Origin of the sequence: Pseudomonas sp. G11, from assembly GCF_029457515.1 — a bacterium.
GTDB classification, from domain to species: Bacteria; Pseudomonadota; Gammaproteobacteria; order Pseudomonadales; family Pseudomonadaceae; genus Aquipseudomonas; species Aquipseudomonas gorinensis.
Genome location: NZ_CP120377.1, coordinates 4,176,777 through 4,191,463 on the forward strand (window position 1 = coordinate 4,176,777; position 14,687 = coordinate 4,191,463).

At 58.2% G+C, this 14,687-nt stretch carries 13 protein-coding genes; 3 read left to right on the forward strand and 10 right to left on the reverse strand.

The window, feature by feature from the left end:
* Positions 1-6: 6 nt before the first annotated feature.
* From mmsB to P2T68_RS19330, 10 genes are all read right to left on the reverse strand, one after another.
* Entirely contained in the window at positions 7-1,197 is a 1,191-nt protein-coding gene (gene mmsB / locus P2T68_RS19285) for a multiple monosaccharide ABC transporter permease (RefSeq protein WP_277378045.1), read from the reverse strand.
* Positions 1,194-2,729, reverse strand: coding sequence for a multiple monosaccharide ABC transporter ATP-binding protein (gene mmsA, locus P2T68_RS19290; protein WP_277378046.1), 1,536 nt, complete (start codon positions 2,727-2,729; stop codon positions 1,194-1,196). Before mmsA ends, mmsB begins: the two co-directional genes overlap by 4 nt.
* A gap of 39 nt (positions 2,730-2,768) precedes the next feature.
* Positions 2,769-3,839, reverse strand: coding sequence for a multiple monosaccharide ABC transporter substrate-binding protein (chvE, locus tag P2T68_RS19295; RefSeq protein ID WP_277378047.1), 1,071 nt, complete (start codon positions 3,837-3,839; stop codon positions 2,769-2,771).
* Positions 3,840-3,944: 105 nt separating this feature from the next.
* On the reverse strand, positions 3,945-5,072 hold the full coding sequence (locus P2T68_RS19300; RefSeq protein WP_277379760.1) for a Gfo/Idh/MocA family oxidoreductase: 1,128 nt from the start codon (positions 5,070-5,072) through the stop codon (positions 3,945-3,947).
* 12 nt (positions 5,073-5,084) lie between these two features.
* The gene (gene iolG / locus P2T68_RS19305) at positions 5,085-6,080 is read right to left on the reverse strand and encodes an inositol 2-dehydrogenase (RefSeq protein ID WP_277378048.1); all 996 of its coding nucleotides are present in this window, start codon (positions 6,078-6,080) and stop codon (positions 5,085-5,087) included.
* Positions 6,081-6,148: 68 nt separating this feature from the next.
* Entirely contained in the window at positions 6,149-7,021 is an 873-nt protein-coding gene (locus P2T68_RS19310) for a sugar phosphate isomerase/epimerase (protein WP_277378049.1), read from the reverse strand.
* 51 nt (positions 7,022-7,072) lie between these two features.
* Positions 7,073-7,969, reverse strand: a complete 897-nt coding sequence (locus P2T68_RS19315) for an intradiol ring-cleavage dioxygenase (RefSeq protein ID WP_277378050.1) — start codon at positions 7,967-7,969, stop codon at positions 7,073-7,075.
* 78 nt (positions 7,970-8,047) lie between these two features.
* Positions 8,048-9,481, reverse strand: a complete 1,434-nt coding sequence (locus P2T68_RS19320) for a sugar porter family MFS transporter (protein ID WP_277378051.1) — start codon at positions 9,479-9,481, stop codon at positions 8,048-8,050.
* A gap of 167 nt (positions 9,482-9,648) precedes the next feature.
* Positions 9,649-10,986, reverse strand: coding sequence for a carbohydrate porin (locus P2T68_RS19325; protein WP_277378052.1), 1,338 nt, complete (start codon positions 10,984-10,986; stop codon positions 9,649-9,651).
* A 219-nt stretch (positions 10,987-11,205) separates the two neighbouring features.
* Positions 11,206-12,120: a LysR family transcriptional regulator gene (locus P2T68_RS19330; protein WP_277378053.1), complete on the reverse strand. Its 915-nt coding sequence runs from the start codon at positions 12,118-12,120 to the stop codon at positions 11,206-11,208.
* Between the two features lie 171 nt (positions 12,121-12,291).
* On the opposite strand from P2T68_RS19330, the gene P2T68_RS19335 reads away from it, so the two are divergent.
* Genes P2T68_RS19335 through P2T68_RS19345 form a run of 3 tightly spaced genes read left to right on the forward strand, consistent with a single transcriptional unit; the run spans position 12,292 to position 14,662 of the window.
* Positions 12,292-13,137: a dioxygenase gene (locus P2T68_RS19335; protein WP_277378054.1), complete on the forward strand. Its 846-nt coding sequence runs from the start codon at positions 12,292-12,294 to the stop codon at positions 13,135-13,137.
* 39 nt (positions 13,138-13,176) lie between these two features.
* Positions 13,177-13,563, forward strand: coding sequence for a nuclear transport factor 2 family protein (locus tag P2T68_RS19340; RefSeq protein ID WP_277378055.1), 387 nt, complete (start codon positions 13,177-13,179; stop codon positions 13,561-13,563).
* A gap of 31 nt (positions 13,564-13,594) precedes the next feature.
* On the forward strand, positions 13,595-14,662 hold the full coding sequence (locus tag P2T68_RS19345) for a maleylacetate reductase (RefSeq protein ID WP_277378056.1): 1,068 nt from the start codon (positions 13,595-13,597) through the stop codon (positions 14,660-14,662).
* The last annotated feature ends 25 nt before the right edge of the window (positions 14,663-14,687 follow it).

Genomic DNA, 14,687 nt, shown 5'->3' on the forward strand with positions numbered 1-14,687 from the left:
GCCATATCAACCCTTGCTCTTCTGATATACGTCTACAAATACCGCCGCCAGCAACACAGCGCCTTTGATCATCTGTTGGTAGTCGATGCCGATACCCATGATCGACATGCCGTTGTTCAGCACACCCATGATGAAGGCGCCGATCACCACGCCGACCACCTTGCCAACCCCGCCGGACGCCGAAGCGCCACCGATAAACACCGCAGCGATAACATCCAGCTCGAATCCGGTGCCGCCCCGCGGCGTCGCGCTGTTAAGGCGAGCGACGAAAATCAGCCCCGCCACTGCCGCCAGCACGCCCATGTTGACGAAAGCGAAGAACGTCACCCGCGAGGCGTTGATCCCCGACAGCTTGGCGGCTTTGAGATTGCCACCCACCGCATAGATCCAGCGGCCGATAACGGTGCGGTTCATGATGAAGGTGTACACGCCGATCAACACACTCATGATTACCAGCACCGTAGGGATGCCGCGGTAAGTCGAGAGCAGGTAGCAGAAGTACACGATGAGCGCCGCGACCAGGCCATTCTTCAGCGCGAACAGGGTCATGGGGGCGACATTGCCGCCGCTCTTGAGGGTGCGTTTGCGACTGCGATATTCGACAACCCAGAACGCCGCTGCGACGGCAATACCCAACAGCAAGGAGGTAATGCGCAGGTTTTCGTTGGCAAAGACATCGGGAATGAAGCCCGAACTGATCGCCGAAAAAGCTGGCGGAAACGGGCCGATCGATTGCCCTTGGGAAATCGCGATGGTCGCGCCGCGAAAGATCAACATGCCGGCCAGGGTGACAATGAACGACGGCATGCCCCACACCGCCACCCAGTAACCCTGCGCCGCGCCAATCAGTGCACCCGCCGCCACACAGATCACCGTTACAGTGAAGAAGTCCAATCGATACTGGACCATCAGCACGGCGGCCAGCGCGCCGATCACGCCGACCACCGAACCGACCGAGAGGTCGATGTGGCCGCAGACGATCACCATCAGCATGCCCAGCGCCATGACCACGATATAGCTGTTCTGCAACAACAGGTTGGTCAGGTTGAGCGGCTGCATCAGCGCCCCGCCGGTGGCCACCTGGAAGAACACCATGATGACAATCAACGATGCCAGCAGACCGTATTCACGCGCGCCGCGCTTGAATGATGTGAGCGCCGTTGGTTTGGATGTGAGAGGTACGCTGACTTCGCTCACTGGATCACCTCATTTTTCATGATTGCGTGCATGATTTTTTCCTGCGATGCCTCTGCGATCGGAAACTCGCCGACAAAGCGCCCTTCATTCATCACATAGATTCGGTCACAGGTACCCAGCAGCTCAGGCATTTCCGAGGAGATCATGACGACGCCCCTGCCCTCGCTGACGACCTGATTGACCACCGCGTAAATCTCGTACTTGGCCCCGACATCGATGCCGCGAGTGGGCTCGTCCAGGATCAAGACCTTGGGATCGGAGAACAGCCATTTGCCCAGTACGACCTTCTGTTGGTTGCCCCCCGAGAGCTTGTCCACCGTCTGCAAAACGTCCGGGCTGCGAATGCGCAGGCGCGTCTGGAAATCGACCGCCACCGCAGTCTCCGCCAGTTCGTTCATCACCCAGCGTTTGGACACGGCGGCCAGGTTGGCCATGCTGGTGTTGCGGGTGATGCTTTCACCCAATACCAGGCCGGCGCCCTTGCGGTCTTCGGTGGCGTAGGCCAAACCGTGATGAATGGCCTTGCGCACGGTGCCGAGGTCGACTTCTCGCCCTTCCAGACGCGCCTTGCCGCGGATGTTCGAGCCATAGGAGCGGCCAAATACGCTCATGGCAAATTCGGTACGGCCAGCGCCCATCAACCCGGCAATGCCCACCACCTCGCCCCGACGCACGTGGAAATTGATGTTGCGGATGCGGTCACGTCCAGAGTGCTCCGGGTCGCCGACGGACCAGCCTTCAACCTCGAACAGCTTTTCGCCAATGGCAGGAACGCGCTTCGGATACCGGTCCGAGAGTTCACGGCCGACCATGGAGCGAATCACCCGGCCTTCATCGATAGGTTCGGCACGACAGTCGATGACGTCGACGGTACTGCCATCACGGATCACGGTGATCTCGTCTGCCACCCGCCCAATCTCGTTGAGCTTGTGCGAGATGATAATCGAGGTGATGCCACGCCCTTTTAGCTCGAGCATCAGCTTGAGCAAGGTGTCGCTGTCCTTTTCGTTGAGGCTCGCGGTCGGCTCGTCAAGAATAAGCAGGCGCACGTCCTTGGCCAGCGCCTTGGCGATTTCCACCATCTGCTGCTGGCCGATGCCGAGGTTGCCCACGAGGGTTTGCGGCCGGGCATCGAGGCCGACCCGCGCGAGCAACTCGCGGGCCCGCTGGTGCGCTTGATCCCAGTCGATCACGCCATGACGGGCGATCTCGTTACCGAGGAACAGGTTCTCGGTGATCGACAGCATGGGCACTAAGGCCAATTCCTGGTGAATGATGCAGATGCCCAGCGCCTCACTGTCGCGCAATCCCTGGAACGTTCGCGGCGCGCCATCGAAGACAATTTCGCCGGTGAAACTGCCATGCGGATAGACGCCGCTGAGGATCTTCATCAGGGTCGATTTGCCAGCGCCATTCTCACCGCAGATCGCATGGATTTCGCCATCGCCGACCTTGAGGTTGACCCGGCTGAGTGCCTTCACCGGGCCGAAGCACTTCTGGATATCACGCATATCGAGAATTGTTTTTGTCATTTTTTCTCTCCTGCCAGCACGCACCGAACTCGGGTTGCCTCAGCGCAACTGCTCAGGCGTGTAGAACTTGGTGTCATCGACAAGGATTTTCTGCCAGTTATTGCCATCGACCAGTTGTGGAGTCAGCAGCTGGGTCGGCACGATCATCGAGCCGTTGTCGTAGGACGTGGAGTCGTTGACCACGACGGTCTTGCCACTCAAGGTCGCGTCCATCATCTGCGCGGCGGCTTCGGCGAGGGCGCGGGTGTCCTTGAAAATGGTCGAGCTCTGGTCGCCGCGAATGATCGATTTGATGCTGGAAATCTCGGCATCCTGGCCAGTCACGATCGGCATTGTTTGCTTGCCCGTGCCATAGCCCACACCCCGCAATGAAGACACCACGCCATTGGCGATCTGATCGTTCATGGCCAGCACCGCGTCCAGGTGGGCGGTGCCGTAGAAGGCGCTGAGCAGGTTATCCATGCGCGCCTGGGCCTGGGCACCGTCCCAGTTCGGCGTAGCCACTTTGTCCAGGTCCTGCTGGCCGCTGCGAATAACCAACTTGCCACTATCGATGAAGGGCTTGAGTTGCGACATCACCCCCGCGTACACCACATGGGCGTTGTTGTCGTCCGTGGAGCCGGCGAAGATTTCCAGGTTGAACGGGCCTTTGCCCTGTTTGAGCTGCAGCTTGTCGACGATGGACTGCCCCTGCAGAACGCCGGTGCGGTAGTTGTCGAAGGTGACGTAATAATCGAAGTCTTTGGTGTTGCGGATCAGGCGGTCATAGGAAATGACCTTGATGCCTTTTTCCTTGGCCTGCTTGAGTACATCGGCCATGGTCGTGCCATCGATCGGCGCGACTATCAGGCCCTTGATGCCCTTGACCATCATGTTTTCGATTTGCGACAGCTGGGTCGGCGCTTCGTACTGCGCGTACTGCAAGTCGGTGTCGTAACCGAGTTTCTTCAATGAATCGACGATGCTGCTACCGTCTGAAACCCATCGCGCTTCGGTTTTCGAGGGCATGGCAATGCCAATCGTGCCCTTGGTGCTGGTTGCGCTTTTCTCGCAGGCACTGACGGCCAGTCCCAACAATACTACCGCGGCAATCTTGATGAACTTGTGCATGGTGTCCTCTTCTTTTTGTTGTTGGCATTTCTCGGGGGTGCAACTTCCCTTCCGGCTCTGTTTACAGAGCCGGCGGGGTCATTTCACGTACGGGACTACACGTCGCTATTTAGCCAGGATGACTTCCTGGCCATTCAACTCAGCGGACTCGAACAGCGCTTCGAGTATCACGTTGATGTTATGCGCCTGGCTGGCCGGCACCGTCGAAGGGCTGCCGGTGCGCAACGACTGGACGAAGGCAGCGGCTTCTCGATCGAAATACACCGGGTTACCGATCTCGGCGATTTCCGGGGAATAGACGGTTTTACGCACCGCCCAGATCTCCGGAAAGCTGTTCTCGTTCCAATGCGTCCAGCCTTGCTGATGGCCGTTCTTGCCATCGTGGTAAAGCTTGTACGACGCCGGCATCGGCGTGGAATGCATCACCCCGTGAGTACCGTAGGCGGTAATGTCCCAACTCTCGGTCCAGGGCATCGGGTCCCAGGACATGAAATCGATGGTGATCAACTTATCGTCGTAGTTGAGCACCGCGCCCACAGCGTCCTCGCGCGCCGAATCGCTCATCTGCCCGGCGAACTTAGTAATCCGCGCATTGACCGATTGGGGCATGCCGAAGTGCAGCAGCAAACGGTCAATGGTGTGGCAGCCGATCACATAAAAGGCGCCACCACGGTCACCCGGTTGCTTCATGTGATTGGTGTCGGCCTCGTCGTGGGAGCAACCAGCATGCGCACGAACCTGTAGCACCTTGCCGATTTCACCGCTCTGCAAAACCTGCTGCATTTTTTCCACCGACGGCGCGTAGCGCCAGCAGTAGCCGACCTGGAACAACCCGCCGGTACGCTCGACCGCGTCAACGATGCGAGTGGTGTCGATGGTGCCGCGGCCCGCGGGTTTCTCGCAGAGAACTGCCTTGCCCGCCTCCAGCGCTTCAATGGCCCAGTCGGCCATCAGGTAGCTCTTGGGGTGTACGAGCACCACATGCACGTTCGGGTCAGCGAGGATTTCTTCCTTGCTGCGGGCCTGCAAGTCCAGCGCATCGCAGAACGGCTCCAGCAAAGGGCTGTCGTCGTAGGCGCCAAGAAACTGCACGCCGGGTATGCGCTTGAAGGCTTTGACGCGGCCCGACGTGTGTGGGTGGGTAATCCCCAGGCAGGCCACACCAATGGTGGTGCCACTCTCAAGCTTGTAAGACATGATGTTCTCCAGGTGTTCTTGTCCGAGATAGCCAATGACCGTTCAAGCTCAGAGCCTGACCGCGCGCCCGGTCTTGACCGATTCGACCGCGGCATCGGCCAGCTGCAAAGCCTTGAGGCCGTCCTGCACGGTGGTCGGCATCGGAGTGCCCTTCACCAGCGCTTCGATATAGGCATCGAGTTCGGCTTTGTAGGCTTGCTGATAACGCTCAAGGAAGAAGTTCAGCAGCGGTTCTCGCGCATCGGTGACGTCCTGGTTCCAGCGACGGATTGTCGTCGGCCGCAAGTTGTCCATCTGCAGCATGCCCTTGGAGCCGAACACTTCGATGCGCTGGTCGTAGCCATAGACCGCCTGGCGGCAGTTGTTGATATGGCACTGTTTGCCCGAGGCCGTTTGCATCTGCACCATGGCGGTGTCGTAGTCGTCGTACTTTTCCATCATCTGCGGATCGATCAGGCGGCTGCCGATAGCGGTCAGCTCAACGGGTTCTTCGCCCAGCAACCAGCGACCGATGTCCAGGTCGTGGATGGTCATGTCGCGGAAGATACCACCCGAATGCTGGATGTAGTCTTCAGGTGCCAGACCAGGATCGCGGCTGCTGATAATCACTTGGCGCACTTCGCCGATATCGCCGGCGTCGATGGCTGCACGCATTTCAGCGAACGTGGACTCGAAGCGGCGGTTGAACGCCAGCATGACCCGACCATTGAGGCGCTCCACTTCCTCTACCGCGGCCAGGCTCTTGGCCATGTCCAGGTCGATCGGCTTCTCGCACAGCACCGCTTTGCCCTGGCGCACGGCACGCTGCATCAGGCTGATATGGGTGTGGGTCGGGGTGCCGATGACAATCGCCTGGACGTCGTCGCGGTCGATGGCCGCTTCACAGTCGAGCATGGCGTCGGCACCGAATGCATCGGCCAACTCTTGTGCGGCATTGCCGAACGGATCAGCCACCACCACCAGCTTGGCGAACTTGCTCGCAGCGACGTTGGCTGCGTGGATCTTGCCGATGCGACCGGCGCCGAGAACTGCGATACCTACCATTTTTTATCTCCTGGAAACTCTATTGTTCGTTGTTGTAGACGAGCAAAACTTCAATGGACTTCAACGCATCAATTCGGGAACTTGATCCCTTCGAATTGCGCGATGGTTGTTTCAAAGGCTTTCTTCGCCGCCACTTCCAGCGGCAGCTTGCGCAGCTCAGCGGAAATCAGTTCGACGCCCCAAGGCCCGTTGTAGCCGACATTGACCACTTGCTGAATAAAGTCCGGCACGTCGAGCTGGCCTTCGCCGCAGCATTTACGGTGGTGCGTGGAGTCGTTGAACAGCGTTTCCACGATGGCGTGGTTGGCGTCATCCAGCTCGATCGACTTGATCAGCTCCAGGGGAATCTTGGCGATTTCATCAAAACGCATGCCGCCACGCGCCACGTGCCAGGTGTCAACCAACAGGCCGCCGTTAGGGCGAACGCCCTCAGCCACGGCAATGGCACGGTCGATGGTGCAAACGCTGGAAAATGGCAGGAACTCGATCACCACGTTCACGCCAAAGGGTTGAGCCCGATCGCATAACAGGGCGAAGGTTTCGCGCATGCGCGGCACATCCGGAGGCCCGTCTTCGAATAGTCCGCCGGCAACTTTGAGACTGCGTGCGCCCAGTTCGCCGGCAATTTCCAGCAGCTCGTCGCGCGTTTTGTCCGACGCCGCGCGGCGCTCTCCGTCCAGGTGCCAGTCGGTCAGGAACTCGACTTCCACGTGTTTGATGCCGTTGTCTTGGAGAATGTTGCGCACCGTTGAAATGCCCAGCTTGTCGACGTTATGCAGCAGGTCGGCATGGACGAACCCCATGCCGCGCCAGCCGGCTTTCGAGGCAGCTTGCGCTCGATCCTGCAGGGAGAACGGGCTGATTTCGCTGGGAGCGCCTGGATAGGTATCGCCAGCGAGGGTCCAATAGGCAGCAAGGAGTTCGATATTTTTAGTGGGCATGACGATCACTTATGAGTGGTTTGAGAACGGTCAAAGACAGTTGTCGGTTAATCAGAGCGGGGTCAGAACAAAATCCCAGTTGACCGCCAGGAACGGCACAGGCAGGTCGTAACGTTCGGCGACAGCCGGGTCGCTTTGAGTGGTGAACTCGGCGATCAATTCTTTCTTCACGCCAAACACGGTGTCCTCGTGCAAGTACTGGCAGTCGGGCGTGAAGATATGTGTGATGACCTGGTCGTATCCGTTGGCGGTTACGATGAAATGCAGATGTGCTGCGCGATTCGGGTGCCGGCCCAGATCACCCAACAGCTTGCCTACGGGACCGTCGGCAGGGATCGGGTAATGGCGCGGCTTGACGGTGCGGAACGCGTAATAGCCATCGGCATCGGTGGTGAACAGCCCGCGCAGGTTGTAGTCCGGTTGCACACCTTTCTGCTGCACGTCGTAGAAGCCATCGTCGTTGGTCTGCCAGATATCCAGGGTGGCACCGGCGATCGGCCGGCCGGCCGTATCCAGCACCCGTCCGCTGACAAGCGTCGGTTCACCCTTGCCGTCCAGGCAGATGTTCGCGCCATTCTCGTAGTGCGGCGCATTGGCCACATAGAACGGACCGAGAATGGTATTGGGCGTGGCCCCCTTGGGCCGGCGATGGTTGATCGCGTCGACCAACATGGTCACACCCAGCACGTCCGACAGCAGGATGTACTCCTGGCGCCAGTCAGTGCACATCTGACCGGTCTGAGTCAGGAACTCGATGGCCTTGAACCACTCCTCGTGGCTGGGTTCGATTTCCTTGATGGCTGCATGCAAATGCCGGGTCAGCACCGCCATGACTTCTGCCAGGCGCGGGTTGGCGTTGGCAGAGATGCGGGCATTGACGATTTCGGCGGAATGTTCCTCTTCGAAAAGGCCGCCAATGGCGATGTCGGTGTCCAGGTGAGCAGTCATGATTCGAGATCCTTGATCGTTATTCTTGAAGGCCGGCCGGCTTTTAAGGTTGGGCGCCGGCATGCGCAATGGCAGTTTTCAATACGCTTGTACTTCGGGAGCACGCCATTTACGGCCGTTGAAGCGCTGCTTCATTTGCTGTTCGATTTCTTCCAGGGTCAGCCCCTTGGTTTCCGGCAACCACAGCGTGCAGAAGACGATCGAGCCGATGTTCACCACGGCGAACAGGAAGAAGGTCATGCCCCCCATCACACTCAGCAGAACCGGGAAGACGAAGGCGACGATGGCATTGAAAATCCAGAATACGCTCACTGAAATGCCATTCATCAAGCCCCGGGCATGGGTCGGAAACAGCTCCGACATCAACAGCCAGTACACTGGGCCGATGCACATCTGCATGAAGAACAGGAACACCAGTACGCCGGACAGCGCCAGGTAACTTTGCACGAGCGAATGCGGCATGAAGTTGAGGACGACACCAAGGAAGATTTGCGCCAGCACCACGACGGTCAGCCCCAGTAGCAGCATTGAGCGCCGGCCCATGCGGTTGATCACCCACATGCCGATCAAGGTGGCAATCACCGAAACCACGCCATTGCCGATGGTTGCGATCAGTGCGGCATTAGTACCCATGCCAGTCTCTTTGAGAATCATCGGCGTGTAGTACATGAACGCATTGACGCCGGTGAACTGGATAACGAAACCCAGGCCGATACCAATGGCAAGCAGCTTGAGCAACCAGGGTTCGTTGAGCTTGCCGAGCACGCCGCTGTGGTGCCGTTCGACGTTGCACTGGGCAATGATTTCCTTCAGCTCACGGTCCGCCTCGCGCTGGGTATCGCGGATACCGGCCAAGGTTGTTTTTGCTTCTGCGATACGCCCTTTGCTGACCAGCCAACGGGGTGAGGTCGGCACAAAATGCATTCCGACGTACAGCAGCACCGCCGGGATTAGCGCAATGGCGAGCATGTAGCGCCAGATGAACGGACTGTCGAACAAGTGCGCCAGGCCGGCGCTGGTGATGTAGGCCAGACACTGTCCAGAGACAATCATCAACTCGCTCTGACACACCAGCCGACCGCGGTGTTTGGGGGCCGCCAACTCGGCGATCAATACCGGAACGGTCGATGACGCACCACCGACGGCAATGCCCAGAATGAAACGGGTGATGACCATGGTCCAGATATCCGGCGCTATAGCCGTACCCAGCGCACCCAGTGCAAACAAAATGGCCAGGGCCTTGAGCACACCGAGGCGGCCATAGCGATCAGATAATTGACCCGCGAACAGTGCGCCAAAAGCGCCACCGAATATCAGTGAGGAAGCCACCAGCCCTTCCGTCATGGGCGTCAGGCCCAAGCCACCTTGACTGACATCAAGCGTCATGAACGGCAGCGCCCCGGAGATCACTCCAGTGTCGTAACCAAATCCCAGCGACCCCATGGTGGTGATGGCTGCGATACGCCAAAGAATCTTTGACGAAGCACGGGAGGCATTTTGATTGTTGGACATGAGGTCAACCTTATTGAAATTATTTGTACGCTCAGTGGAATTGAGACTACTGCCATTGAAACGGAAAAAAAATGTCTCTACGGCAAATGTGTTTTCCGCTGAGTGGAAAACTGTAGTCAACCCCCGCCACGGTTCGAATCCATTGATCGTGGCAGGGCAGTACCGGGCTAGAACTTCGCCTGGACCTTGAGACCGGCGATCACTGCTGCATCGATTTCACGCACACCACCGGGATACTTCACGTACTGCAGATTGGGCCGTACGGTGAGCCAGTTGGTGACGTGGAACCCGTAATAGATCTCGCTGCTCACTTCGTTGTACTGCAGGGGCAGATAGGCGGGATCTTCGTAATCGGCAATGCCGTTCTGTTCATTCTGCAAGCGGGCACGCCGGCGGTAGTCCGAGTTGGTGTGGACCTGCGCGATCCCCACGCCCAGATCATCTTTAGGCCGGCCATCGAACGGCCCCTTGTAAACGATGCCTGCCTGAATGAAATGATCGACCCGGCTGGTAGCCTTGTCGTGTGCAGTGAAGTTGGCGAACACCGAAAGCCCGCGCTGGCTATCGCCGTCGCGAGCGGTCAATTGCTGCTGGGCGACAAACCAGTAACCGTGACGACTGGAGTGCTGTTTGAACTGATCGCCGGTGGCGGGTTGGGGGTTGCCATTGCGATCTTCCAGAACATCATCGTCGTTGGCCGTGCTCTTGTAATAGCCCAGCCGATATTCTCCGGGCAGCGCGTTGACCGTGGGACTCCAGACCAGCTCAACCGGTATTAGCGCGCCTTTGGTGCCGCTGCCACTGAGCTTGAAGCCGTTACCGGTTTCCAGATACGAGGGGTTCTGCTCGAATACCCCGATCTGTGCATACCACTCGGGAGCGAACTGGTAGCGTGCGCGCAGGGCCCATTGGCTGACCGGCCAATTGTACCAAATGTCGCCAATCCAGTTCGCCGCCTGGGCGCCACAGAACGGCGTACTCTGGAAGTCGCACGGGAAACTGTTGAAGTCCGAGCCTTCGTCGAAGCGGCCAAACTTCAGGTCCAGCGCGCCGTCCAGCCAGCCTTTACTGAGCCACATTTGCGTCAGGCGCCAGGTTTGCCCACGACCGTAAACTTCCTGGCTCGAGGAATAGCCTCCCACTCGCGGATCAGCGATGCGATCGTTGGTCAGGTTGCGTCCGTCACGCTCGGTGACGGTGAACTGGAACTGCGAATTTTCCCAACCGAGGATTTTTTGCAGGTCGGCCTTGAAGCCCAGCGCATATTGCTCGGTCCAGCGCGCCGTATGATCTTTGTCATAACCGCCGCGCATGTTGGCGGCCATTTCCCCGGCGTAACCCAACTCGATATCAAATCCCTTGTCCAGCCAGTCGCTGCGCACGCCATCCCAGTCACCGGTCATCCAGCGCGAATCACTGGAAAAGGCTTCATTGGCGGCATTTGATAAATTGGGAATCAGCAGGCAAAAGCTGACCGCAACCGTGCACTTGGCAAAGTTTTTCATGGGCTTAACGTTTCCTTATTATTAGATTTGTTTTTAAACGCGCAGGCGAACGCAGACGCCTTTATTGTCGTGTTGTTGAGCACTATTCAAACGGAGGGAGCCACTTCTCTTTGAACAAGAGAAGTTCAACTGATCAAGCGGAACCGAGCATAGTTTGCACTCGCCGCACTGAATACCCTCAAAAAAATAAATGTGTATTCCGTCCAGCGAGAAACTGCGTCAGCGCGTCCAGTAGCGTTCGTACTCGTGCTCGACAAAGTCCGCGAGCAGAAAATCGATAAATACGCGCAGCTTGGTTGGCATGTAACGACGACTTTGAAAAGCCATGTTAATGGTCAGGCGCGGCAAGTCCCAATCATCCAGCACCGGGATCAGGCGCCCTGCTACCAGGTCGGCATTGATGATGTACTTCGGTTGCACCAGGATGCCGCCATGGGCCAAGGCCGCTGCGCGGACAATCTGACCGTCGTTGGTTTCCAGGATCGGGTCGACCTTGACCACGCGTTCTTCATCGCCTTTGGTAAAGCGCATGACCCGGGGCTGGTTGGCGTGGCTGTAGATCAATAGATCGTGATTGGCCAGATCGTCGATGCTCTGCGGCGTGCCCTTGCGCTGCAGGTAACCGGGTGAAGCGGCCAGCACCCGACGCGTTTCGGCAAGACGGCGAATGGTGATGTTGGAGTCCGGCTCGTATTCCTTGGTCCTGATCGCCAGGTCGATTTCGCTGTCGATAATGTCGTAATAGCGGTTTTCACCCAGCACTTTGACCGTGATATGCGGGTACTTCTTGCGAAACGCCGGAATCAGCGGCGCGATATGCAGCATGCAAAACGAGATTGAAGAGGTAATCGTCAGCGTGCCAACCGCCTGCACGAGCGAGTCGCTGAGCGAAGCCTCGGCTTCCTTCAACTCGCCGAGCAGGCTCTTGCAGCTCGCATAAAATTGATGACCAGAGTTGGTCAGGGCCAAGCGCCGCGTGTTGCGATCAATCAACCTGACATTGAGCCGTTGCTCCAACGCCACCAGGTGTCGGCTTGCAGCGGCATTCGACAGCCCGAGTATTTCCGCCGCCTTGGTCAGGGTGCCGACTTCCGCCGTCGTTACAAAAAGTTCCAGTTCGGTCAGCCGATCCATTCAGTGCTCCGTTTTTATTTTTTCATATATGAAATAAAGAATTTCGCAGGCGGCCTTTTTCAACGCTGTGCGGAACTATAACGTGCAGTGCTATGACCTGAAAAGAGCGGCCCAAGACGTTTCTCGCAATCGCCAAGCGTGCTTCGGGCTTAAGAAAATCAAGGAGTCAAGATGCGAAATCTGGACGAAGCGACCATTACACAAGCCGTATTGGCGCGTAATAGCAGCACCGCTGATGCGCGCTTGTGCGAGGTAATGACCAGCCTCGTGCAACATCTTCATGCCTTCGCTCGCGATATCAAACTGACGGAAGAAGAGTGGCGAAGCGGCATCGGGTTTCTCGAACAAGTAGGCAAAGCCTGCGCCCCCGATCGCCAGGAGTTTGTGCTCCTGTCGCACACCTTGGGCCTGTCGACCCTGGTGCTGGCTCAGAACGACAGGAAGCCAGCGCGTTGCACCGAGGCGACAGCCTTCGACGTGCCGCAGGCTCACAACACCACGGTGTATGACCTGGGCGCCGACATCAGTGCCGGGCTCCACGGCGCCAAAGGGTATCTGCGGGGCACCATTCGCGACGCCAAAGGCAATCCGGTGCCGTCCGCGACCCTTCAGGTCTGCCAGGCAGGTGGCGACTTGAATAACCCTGTGGTGAGCGACACCGAGCGTGCCTTGTTACAAGCCGACCCGCTTGGTCGATACTTTTTTTCAACTGTTGTGCCGCAAAGCCACCGCATACGCCATGACGGTCCTGTCGGCACGATGCTCACCGCACTCAATCGCCACGCCTGGCGCCCGGCGCACCTGGAATTCGTGATCAGTGCACCCGGATACAAACGGTTGGTCACCCAGGTTTTCCGCGAAGGTGATCCCTACCTGGATTCCGACGCTGTGTTCGGCGTGCGCTCTTCACTGATCACCCCGTGGGTTCAACAACCTCCCGGCGAGACGCCGGACGGGGCTGTCAGCAGCGATCCGTTTTATACCCTGGAATTCGACTTCTTCCTGGCGAAGGCATAGTCGTCGATCCCATTGTTAATGCCCAATCTCGAGAGTCCCATGAGCAACGAGTCGTCCATCACTGCGTTGATTTCAGCGCTGGAAGAACAACGTTATCAAGCGATGCAACGTAATGACCTGGAGAACATTCAGCGTTTACTTCATCCCCAACTCAGTTATGTCCATTCCAGTGGCAAAGTGGACAACCGCGACAGCTTTATGAAGAACTTGCATGATGGACTTTCCATCTATCACCGAATTCAACACGTTGTTCATAACGTTTATCAATTAGGCAACACCGCCATCGTCTTTGGCGAAATGGTCGCCGATATCACCTCCCATGGCGTGGCTAAAACAATCCAGAACCGAACATTAAATGTCTGGCTGAGGACTGGAATGAATTGGCAATTGTTTGCCTATCAACCGACCCCTATCGCCACCCATTAATCATCCCTACCAGTTTGCGGAGAATTGACGTATGTCCACGTCCCCCTTTATTTATAACGGCCAGCCCTCGCGCGTCATCTTCGGCCAAAGTTCGCTGCAACAGTTGGAAGCGGAAATCGATCGACTGGGTGCCAAGCGTGCGCTAGTCCTCTGCACGCCGGAACAACGCGCCCAAGCCGAAAATATTGCCCAGTTACTCGGCAACCGTGCCGCGGACATTTTCGACAAGGCCGTCATGCACGTGCCCATCGAAACAGCTCGTGAAGCCCGCGAACTGGCACGCAAGCTGGGCGCCGATTGCGCCGTGGCGATTGGCGGCGGTTCAACCACAGGACTCGGCAAGGCCATCGCGATGGATTCCGGCTTGCCTATCCTGGCGATCCCGACCACCTATGCCGGATCTGAAATGACGCCCGTATTCGGCCTGACCGAAAACGGCCTCAAGCGCACCGGCAAAGATCCGCGCGTACTGCCCAAAACCGTGATCTACGACTCGCAGCTGACCGTCAGCCTGCCAGTCGATATGTCCATCACCAGCGGCATGAACGCCATTGCCCACGCCGCCGAAGGTTTGTATGCCCAGGACGGCAATCCGGTGATGTCGCTGATGGCCGAGGAAGGCATTCGGGCGCTCGCCGCCGGCATGAAAACCATCCGTCACAACCCAAGCGATCTCGACGCCCGCGATGACTGCCTGTATGGCGCCTGGCTCTGCGGTACCGTGCTCGGCAACGTCGGCATGGCCCTGCATCACAAGCTTTGTCACACCCTGGGCGGCAGCTTCAACCTGCCGCATGCGCAGACCCATACGATCGTGCTTCCCCACGCCATCGCCTACAACCAGTCTGCGGCGCCAGGCTTGTCGCGTATCTGCCGGGCGTTGAGCGTCGAGGATTGCAGCCCCGCGGCCGCCCTGTTCGACCTCTCCAGCTCTCTGGGGGCGCCGACACGCCTCAAGGATCTGGGCCTGACCGAGGCCGACCTGGATCGCGCCACGGACATTGCCCTCGCCAATCCTTACTGGAACCCACGGCCCATCGAGGCAGCAGCGATCAGGCAACTGCTGCAGGATGCTTTCGATGGGGTTCGCCCACAGTAAGCCCCCGTGGGCGGCATGGATGCGG

Coding starts and splice junctions, on each gene's coding strand:
- P2T68_RS19320 (WP_277378051.1), bottom strand. CDS start 9,481: ATGTCCAACAATCAAAATGCCTCCCGTGCTTCGTCAAAGATTCTTTGG.
- iolG (WP_277378048.1), bottom strand. CDS start 6,080: ATGGTAGGTATCGCAGTTCTCGGCGCCGGTCGCATCGGCAAGATCCAC.
- P2T68_RS19340 (WP_277378055.1), top strand. CDS start 13,177: ATGAGCAACGAGTCGTCCATCACTGCGTTGATTTCAGCGCTGGAAGAA.
- P2T68_RS19335 (WP_277378054.1), top strand. CDS start 12,292: ATGCGAAATCTGGACGAAGCGACCATTACACAAGCCGTATTGGCGCGT.
- chvE (WP_277378047.1), bottom strand. CDS start 3,839: ATGCACAAGTTCATCAAGATTGCCGCGGTAGTATTGTTGGGACTGGCC.
- mmsA (WP_277378046.1), bottom strand. CDS start 2,729: ATGACAAAAACAATTCTCGATATGCGTGATATCCAGAAGTGCTTCGGC.
- P2T68_RS19310 (WP_277378049.1), bottom strand. CDS start 7,021: ATGCCCACTAAAAATATCGAACTCCTTGCTGCCTATTGGACCCTCGCT.
- P2T68_RS19345 (WP_277378056.1), top strand. CDS start 13,595: ATGTCCACGTCCCCCTTTATTTATAACGGCCAGCCCTCGCGCGTCATC.
- P2T68_RS19330 (WP_277378053.1), bottom strand. CDS start 12,120: ATGGATCGGCTGACCGAACTGGAACTTTTTGTAACGACGGCGGAAGTC.
- P2T68_RS19315 (WP_277378050.1), bottom strand. CDS start 7,969: ATGACTGCTCACCTGGACACCGACATCGCCATTGGCGGCCTTTTCGAA.
- P2T68_RS19325 (WP_277378052.1), bottom strand. CDS start 10,986: ATGAAAAACTTTGCCAAGTGCACGGTTGCGGTCAGCTTTTGCCTGCTG.